The organism is Glaesserella sp. (genome assembly GCF_041814905.1).
In the GTDB taxonomy this organism is placed as follows: domain Bacteria; phylum Pseudomonadota; class Gammaproteobacteria; order Enterobacterales; family Pasteurellaceae; genus Glaesserella.
In genome coordinates, this window is the sequence record NZ_JBGXYA010000024.1 from 23,109 (window position 1) to 30,967 (window position 7,859).

A 7,859-nucleotide genomic window follows, 5' to 3' on the forward strand; every position below is an offset into this window, starting at 1 on the left:
AAGACAGGGGACTTATTGTGTTAAACCGTTTCCCTCTTTGGAAGAACCTAATGGTGATCCTTGTGGTCGCCATTGGTGCTTTATACGCCCTTCCAAATTTATATGGTGAAGATCCTTCCGTACAGGTTTCCGGTACAAGGGGACAACCAGCGTCAGCAGAAACGCTCACCCAAGTACAATCTGCACTCACCTCGTTAAATATCACACCAAAAGCAATAAGCTTGGAAAACGGCTCTATTCTGGTGCGTTTAGAACGTGACGAACAACAACTTCCTGCCAAAGAAAAAATTGCCGAAGTTCTCGGTAATAATTATTCTGTGGCTCTTAACCTCGCTCCGGCAACACCTGAATGGCTCAGTTCGATTGGCGGAGAACCGATGAAACGCGGTTTGGATTTACGCGGAGGTGTCCGCTTCTTAATGGAAGTGGATATGAATAGCGCGTTAATTAAACAGCAGGATCAGTTACAAGACGCATTGCGTAATGAATTCCGTAAAGAAAAATTGCAATATAAAAGCATCAAAAAATCCGATGATTTTGTGACTGAAATCGAATTTGTAGATGCGGATACGGCTGATAAAGCGGTTCGTTATATTCGCCGTATTCATACCACACTAGATGTCAGATCCGTTACGCCGACTTCAATTACGCTTTCTCCGTCACCGCAAGCACTTTCAAGCTCGCGCGATTTAGCAATTGAACAAAACTTATCCATTCTACGTAAACGTGTGGAAGAGCTCGGAGTTTCTGAACCAACGATCCAGCGTCAAGGTGCGGATCGTATTGTTGTTGAATTACCGGGTGTTCAAGATACGGCTCGAGCCAAAGAAATTTTAGGTGCAACTGCCACTCTTGAATTCCGCATTGTCAACCAAGAAGCGAACTTAGATTCCGCAATGCGCGGTATTATTCCTGCCGGTTCAGAAATCAAATATTCTCGTGACGGCTCACCGGTTGTATTAAGAATACGTCCATCATTAGGTGGCGAGCATATTATTAATGCTACCTCAGGTAAAGATGAACGTGGTCTACCTCAAGTGAGTATTACCCTTGACAGTGAAGGCGGCAATATCATGTCGGAAATCACCAAGAGTAATGTACAAAAACCAATGGCAACCCTTTACAGTGAATTTAAAGATTCCGGTCGTAAAGATGCCAACGGCAAAGTGATTCTTGAAAAACACGAAGAAGTGATTAACGTTGCAACCATTCAAACCCGTTTAGGTAGTAATTTCCAAATCACCGGTATCAATAGTCCAGCTGAAGCGCAAAATCTTGCAGTCTTACTCCGCTCCGGTGCGCTGATTGCACCAATCGTTATTGTGGAAGAACGTACTATTGGGGCTTCATTGGGTGCAGATAACGTCACTCAAGGTATGGAAGCCGGCTTATTAGGCTTAGGTTTAACGATTTTGTTCTGCTTGGTCTACTACAAAATGTTCGGTCTTTTCGCAAGTGCGGCGTTATTGGCAAACTTTGTTCTTACCGTGGGTTTAATGTCACTCATTGGCGCAACCTTAACTATGCCGGGAATAGCCGGTATCGTACTTGCCGTAGGTATGTCGGTAGATGCCAACGTACTCATTTATGAGCGGATTAAAGAAGAAATCCGCAATGGTCGCCCGATTCAGCAGGCGATTCATGAGGGTTATAACGGTGCATTCACTAGTATCTTCGACTCCAACTTAACCACCATCCTTACTGCATTAATTCTTTATGCCGTGGGTACCGGTCCGGTGAAAGGCTTTGCAGTAACACTTGCATTAGGGGTCATGATCTCTATGTTTACCGCCATTACCGGAACCCGAATGTTAGTTAACTGGATGTACGGTGGTAAACGCGTGAAAAAACTTTGGATTTAAGGGGAGTTCAATGTCTATTCAAGAAAAAGATGTTGCAGAAATCAAACTGCCTTATAAATTGATTCCTTTTATGCGTTATCGTTTTATCGCTTACGCATTTTCACTTATTATCACGGCGTTATGTCTTTTTACTATCGTAACCAAAGGCTTTAACTGGGGTTTAGATTTTACCGGCGGTACCGTGATCGAAACCCATTTTTCTCAAGCAGCGGATTTAGGTAAAGTCCGCAAAGTATTGGAAGAGAACGGTTATGCCAGTGCGTTAGTACAAAACTTCGGAACCCAGCAAGATTTGATGATTCGTTTACCAGCTTCTGCCGGCGATATGAATGTCGGCACAACGGTGATGAATTTAATGCATCAGCAGTTGGATCCCAACGCGACAATTAAAAGTATTGAATTTGTTGGTCCTAACGTCGGTGATGAGTTAACCCTCGGCGCCATCTACGGTACACTCGCTACGCTTGCTATGATCTTAATTTACGTTGGCGTTCGTTTTGAATGGCGTTTAGCGACCGGCGGGGTACTGGCTTTATTCCACGATGTGATCGTTACCCTTGGGGTATTTTCGTTCTTACAAATTGAATTGGATCTTACCTTTGTTGCGGCCATTCTTTCGGTTGTCGGTTACTCGTTGAACGACAGTATCGTGGTGTTTGACCGGGTGAGGGAAAACTTCCCGAAAATTCGTCGTGCAACTTCGGAGGAAGTCATTGACGTCTCACTTAGCCAAACGCTGGCACGTACATTAATGACCTCGGTTACTACGTTATTCGTCGTTGCTGCACTCTATTGGTTAGGTGGTCCGACTTTACACAGTTTCTCTCTCGCGCTATTAATCGGTATCAGTTTCGGTACCTACTCTTCAATCTATATTGCAGTAGGTGTGGCATTACAGCTTGGTTTAAAACGCGAACATATGCTACAACCGGTTGTCGAAAAAGAAGGCGCAGATCAGAAATCACTTGCTGATTATTAATCTTACAAGCGGTCGTTTTTCGTAAAAAATTTGCAAAAACCGACCGCTTGTATCTCTCACACCACTTCAGGAGAACATATGTTACAGCAGAAAATCATTGATAAACTCAATGAACAAATCAACCTAGAGTTCTATTCATCAAACACCTACTTACAAATGAGTTCGTGGTGTTCGAAAAACGGCTACGAAGGTGCGGCAAAATTCTTACTTCGCCACGCAGATGAAGAATTAGAGCATATGCAAAAACTGTTCGATTATGTCAGTGAAACCGGAGCATTACCTATTTTAGGTAAAATTGAAGCTCCGTGTAAAACATACAACTCTTTAAAAGATCTGTTTGAAATTGTGTTAGAACACGAAAAACACGTAACATTTAAGATCAATGAACTTGTTGAAGTTACCTTTGAAGCCAAAGATTACTCCACGTTTAACTTCTTACAATGGTATGTTGCAGAGCAACATGAAGAAGAAAAACTCTTCAGCGAAATTATTGATAAATTTACATTGGTCGGCGAAAGCGGTAAATCCCTCTACTTCGTCGATAAAGATTTGGAAAACTTAGATCAAGGAGCTGCATAATGTTATCGCAAAATATCATCAAACGTTTAAACGACCAGTTAAACCTTGAATTTTATTCTTCCAATGTTTATCTGCAAATGGCAGCTTGGGCGGATAATAACTGCTTTACCGGTGCAGCTGCGTTCTTAAAAGTTCATGCTACTGAAGAAATGGATCATATGCGTCGTCTTTTCACTTATTTGAACGAAACCGGAGCGCTTGCCGAAATCGGAGCAATTGAAGCACCGCAAACAGAATATGCAAGCTTAAAAGAGTTATTTGAAATCGTGTATGAACATGAAAAACACGTGACTGCACAAATCAATAAATTGGTTGAAGAAACTTTTGAGCAAAAAGACTACTCTTCCTTCAATTTCTTACAATGGTATGTTGCAGAACAACATGAAGAAGAACATTTATTTAAAACGATTTTGGATAAATTCGCACTGCTTGGTGATGACAACAAAGCTTTATACTATATTGATAAAGATCTTGCGGAATTAGCCAAACAAGGTTAGAAAATAAAAGAAAATCGGCAAATTGAGTATTTGCCGATTTTTTTATATTTCATTATTTAGATGCGTGACGTATGCCTTTCACAATGTAATAAGCATTTACACAAACCACAAAAATATTCAACCCGGTAACCGGTATTGAGTCGATCAATAACCCGTAAATCACAAAACAAATTGCTCCTAACGAATTAACGATACGCAATTTAATCACATCTTTTAATAAAAAAGATCCCGCAACCAATACCATTGCGACGTAACCTAATATTTCAATGCCGTTCACTATAACCTCTTTACGATAAATCAATATAAATGATGCCGCTATTCTATCCATTCTTTGGTGATTTGTCGGCTAGGGCTTGAAACGCAAAGGTTTGCGTCAAAAAACTTTACAAAAAAACTGATTTTTAACAAAAAATAGCGTAGAATCCATCTCAAATTTGTACTAGTAAAGTAGTATTTTACCTATGGATTCATTACTTCTATTTTTAAGTGAGATTTTTACTCACATTACTTGGATTGGAGCGATCGAACTAGGGCTAATTTATGCTCTTGTCGCTTTAGGCGTATTAATCTCTTATAAAATTCTCAATTTCCCCGATTTAACTGCTGACGGCAGTTTTCCCCTTGGCGGCGGGGTGAGTGTACTTTGTATTTTGCATAATATCGACCCGTGGATTGCCACCTTGCTCGGTATGTTTGCCGGCTGCCTTGCCGGTGCCACTACTGCCAGTCTGTATATCGGTTTTAAAATTGAAAAACTGCTCGCCAGTATTTTGATGATGATTGCCCTCTATTCAATTAACTTGCGTATTATGGGAAAACCGAATGTCTCTTTACTCGGTGACCCAACGGTATACGACTCAATTCAAGCTAACGATGATTTACAGCTTGCGATTGTGCGTTTATTAATCGCAGTGTTTGTCGTGATTATTGCGAAGTTGCTGTTCGACTTATTTTTTGCAACCCAAGCCGGCTTAGCTATCCGTGCTACCGGTACAAACCCGCGGATGGCAAAGGCACAAGGGATTGCGATCAATAAAATGACGTTACTTGGCATGGCGATATCAAACGGTCTAATCGCCTTGGCTGGTTCGCTCTATGTACAAAGCAACGGTGGTTTTGATATTTCTATCGGTGTCGGTACTATCGTTATCGGTCTTGCCGCTGTCATTATCGGTGAAGCGATTTTTTCTGCTACACGTATTGTTTGGCTAACATTCGCCGTTATTATCGGCTCGATTCTCTATCGTATTTTTATTGCTCTTGCCTTAAACAATGATACGTTGAACGGCATCGGATTTGGCCCGCAGGATCTTAACTTAATTACCGCACTATTGGTTGTTGCTGTATTAGTTGTGCCTCGTTTTAGACATAAACTTTCTGTGAAAAGAGGTAAATAATGATTGAATTAAATAACTTATTTATCACTTTTAATCGTGGTACCGCAATTGAAAACCCAGTATTACGCGGGCTTTCCCTGAGTGTATCAGAAGGTGAATTTGTATCGGTAATTGGCAGTAACGGAGCTGGAAAATCAACATTACTTAATGCTATCAGTGGCGATGTGTTTGTCGATTCGGGCGAAATATTAATTCAAGGGAAAAATGTCGCTAAACAGAATAGCTGGCAACGATCAAACCAAGTCGCTCGTGTATTCCAAGATCCAATGGCTGGTACTTGTGAAACCCTCACCATTGAAGAAAATATGGCTCTCGCTTATCAGCGCGGTAAAAAAAGAGGATTAGGCTTTGCCTTAAACCGTCAAGTACGTGAGCTGTTTAAAGAGAAGTTGGCTTTACTCGGATTGGGCTTAGAAAACCGTCTTACCGACCAAATGGGTAGACTTTCTGGCGGACAACGCCAAGCGGTAAGTTTGTTGATGGCTTCGTTACAACCATCAAACATTTTACTATTAGATGAACATACCGCCGCTCTTGACCCGAAAACGACGGCTTTTGTGCTAGAACTCACGAATAAAATCGTGCGAGAACAAAAACTCACGACCTTAATGGTCACCCACTCTATGCGCCAAGCCTTAGATTATGGCGATAGAACAGTCATGTTACATCAAGGACAAGTTGCCTTCGATGTGGCAGGAGAAGAGCGTAAGCGAATGGATGTACCGGATTTATTGCGCTTATTCGAAAAGAGCCGTAATGAGCAACTGAGTGATGACGGTTTATTGCTAGAAGGCTAAAATAATAAGACTAATTCTGGAAAGGGTTAGTCTTTTTTATTACGCTGTTCCCGACTTTTATATGCGGTTATACAAGGAGTAACATGAAACTAAATAAAGATATCGCCAATATGATTGTAAAACGTACGATGCAAATTATTCCGAATTCAGTGAATGTTATGGATGAAAATGGGATTATTATTGCTTCCGGCGATCCGAAACGTCTTAATCAAAAACATACGGGAGCGGTGGTCACATTACGCAAAAATCAAATTGTCGAAATTGATCATGAGTTGGCTAAATTATGGAATTATGAAGCCAAAGAGGGAATTAATTTACCGTTAAGCTACTTAGGATCTAATGTTGGAGTGATAGGAATTTCCGGAAATCCAAATGAAGTGAGACAATATGCTCAATTAGTCAAAATGGCAGCCGAGCTGATTATGGAACAATCTTTCTTACTCGAACAAGAGCGTTGGCAACGCCGTTACAAAGAAGAATTTATCAGAGAATTACTTAAAGGCGATTTAAATCAAATAGAAATTAGCGAACAAGCGCAGTTTTTTGATATCCCTTTCCATCAATCTTTTTCGGTTATTCTACTGAAAGTACAAGATCCTACAGCCGATAAACTTCAAACACTATTAGCCTATATAGAACATCATTATCCTAAATTACCGACCGCTGTAATAGGTCGAGATCGAATTGCATTACTTAAATCATCCGCTGACACCCCAATTCAGCATAAAAAAGAAATCATCGATTTTTCGCATCCTGAGATTCAATTTAAAGCCATCGTCGGATTACAAGTCAATGACCTATCCCAAACACATATCTCTTATCAAACCGCTTGCTATGCGGCAGAATATACGGAAAAGACTCAAAGTAAAAAACATGTCATTCAATTTGATCAAGTCAAATTACCTGCCCTATTTCAAAATTTTAGTCATACTTGGCAAGCGGATATTCTACTTTCCAGCTTCAAAAAGTTGCTAGAACAAGATGAACAGCAGATCCTCATTAAAACCTTACAAATTTATTTTGTATCAAATTGTGATCTCTCTCACACCTCACAAAAACTCTTTATTCATCCCAATACATTACGTTATCGTTTAATGAAAATAGAACAGATAACCTCTTTATCTTTCAACAAGATAGATGAAAAATTCATTCTCTATCTAGGCACAATAATTTATCTCGGTTTGTAAAATTCTACAAAACAAGCGGTCAGTTTCGCTCATTTTTTTGTAAATTTGAATAACGCTTTTTTGGTCAATACGCTCAATAATGTGTTTGAATGTTAAGCATAGTAAGGAGCTTTCTATGACGGGTATTTCTCTTATTATTAGTTTTACGATTGCTATTATTGTGATGATTTGGATGATAGCAAAACTCAAAGTTCACCCCTTCTTAGCCCTAATGTCAATTTCCTTAGCATTAGCGTTGATAGCCGGTATTTCTCTTGAACAAATTCCAACCATTATCGGTAACGGATTTAGTGGTACTTTCCGCAGTATCGGTATTGTGATTATTTTTGGTGCGATCATCGGTACCGTATTAGAAAAAACGGGAGCTGCACTCAAACTTGCCGATATGGTCGTCAAGGTCGTCGGACAAAAACGCCCCGAATTAGCCATGCTGATAATGGGTTGGGTTGTCGGAATTCCGGTTTTCTGTGATAGCGGATTTGTGGTGTTAAACCCGATTCGTGAAGCGATTCGCAAAAAGATCTTAGCCAATCCTGTCGGTATGGCGGTGGCGTTAAGTGC

The 7,859-nt window shown here is 40.4% G+C and carries 8 protein-coding genes and 1 pseudogene; 8 read left to right on the forward strand and 1 reads right to left on the reverse strand.

From position 1 onward, the window contains the following. Nucleotides 1-17 precede the first annotated feature (17 nt). The 4 genes from secD to ftnA (ACEYJ7_RS04065) all read left to right on the forward strand — a co-directional run bounded on the left by secD (nt 18) and on the right by ftnA (ACEYJ7_RS04065) (nt 3,917). The gene (gene secD, locus ACEYJ7_RS04050) at nt 18-1,862 is read left to right on the forward strand and encodes a protein translocase subunit SecD (RefSeq protein WP_373777776.1); all 1,845 of its coding nucleotides are present in this window, start codon (nt 18-20) and stop codon (nt 1,860-1,862) included. 10 nt (nt 1,863-1,872) lie between these two features. Next, a complete protein-coding gene (secF, locus tag ACEYJ7_RS04055; RefSeq protein ID WP_373777777.1) occupies nt 1,873-2,841 on the forward strand; it encodes a protein translocase subunit SecF in 969 nt (322 codons plus the stop codon). Between the two features lie 78 nt (nt 2,842-2,919). Further along, on the forward strand, nt 2,920-3,420 hold the full coding sequence (gene ftnA / locus ACEYJ7_RS04060) for a non-heme ferritin (protein WP_373777783.1): 501 nt from the start codon (nt 2,920-2,922) through the stop codon (nt 3,418-3,420). Then, entirely contained in the window at nt 3,420-3,917 is a 498-nt protein-coding gene (gene ftnA, locus ACEYJ7_RS04065) for a non-heme ferritin (protein WP_373777778.1), read from the forward strand. The genes ftnA (ACEYJ7_RS04060) and ftnA (ACEYJ7_RS04065) overlap by 1 nt, the downstream gene beginning before the upstream one ends. 52 nt (nt 3,918-3,969) lie before the next feature. Here ftnA (ACEYJ7_RS04065) and ACEYJ7_RS04070 read toward each other — a convergent pair whose 3' ends face one another. Then, the gene (locus ACEYJ7_RS04070) at nt 3,970-4,194 is read right to left on the reverse strand and encodes a YgjV family protein (protein WP_373777785.1); all 225 of its coding nucleotides are present in this window, start codon (nt 4,192-4,194) and stop codon (nt 3,970-3,972) included. A 184-nt stretch (nt 4,195-4,378) separates the two neighbouring features. Here ACEYJ7_RS04070 and ACEYJ7_RS04075 point away from each other — a divergent pair, with 184 nt between their 5' ends. From ACEYJ7_RS04075 to ACEYJ7_RS04090, 4 genes and pseudogenes are all read left to right on the forward strand, one after another. Next, nucleotides 4,379-5,314: an ABC transporter permease gene (locus ACEYJ7_RS04075; RefSeq protein ID WP_373777780.1), complete on the forward strand. Its 936-nt coding sequence runs from the start codon at nt 4,379-4,381 to the stop codon at nt 5,312-5,314. Further along, the gene (locus tag ACEYJ7_RS04080) at nt 5,314-6,111 is read left to right on the forward strand and encodes an ABC transporter ATP-binding protein (RefSeq protein ID WP_373777781.1); all 798 of its coding nucleotides are present in this window, start codon (nt 5,314-5,316) and stop codon (nt 6,109-6,111) included. The genes ACEYJ7_RS04075 and ACEYJ7_RS04080 overlap by 1 nt, the downstream gene beginning before the upstream one ends. Before the next feature lie 83 nt (nt 6,112-6,194). Next, nucleotides 6,195-7,298, forward strand: coding sequence for a CdaR family transcriptional regulator (locus ACEYJ7_RS04085; RefSeq protein WP_373777782.1), 1,104 nt, complete (start codon nt 6,195-6,197; stop codon nt 7,296-7,298). 115 nt (nt 7,299-7,413) lie between these two features. Continuing rightward, nucleotides 7,414-7,859, forward strand: a pseudogene (locus ACEYJ7_RS04090) (GntP family permease); the annotation flags it as partial.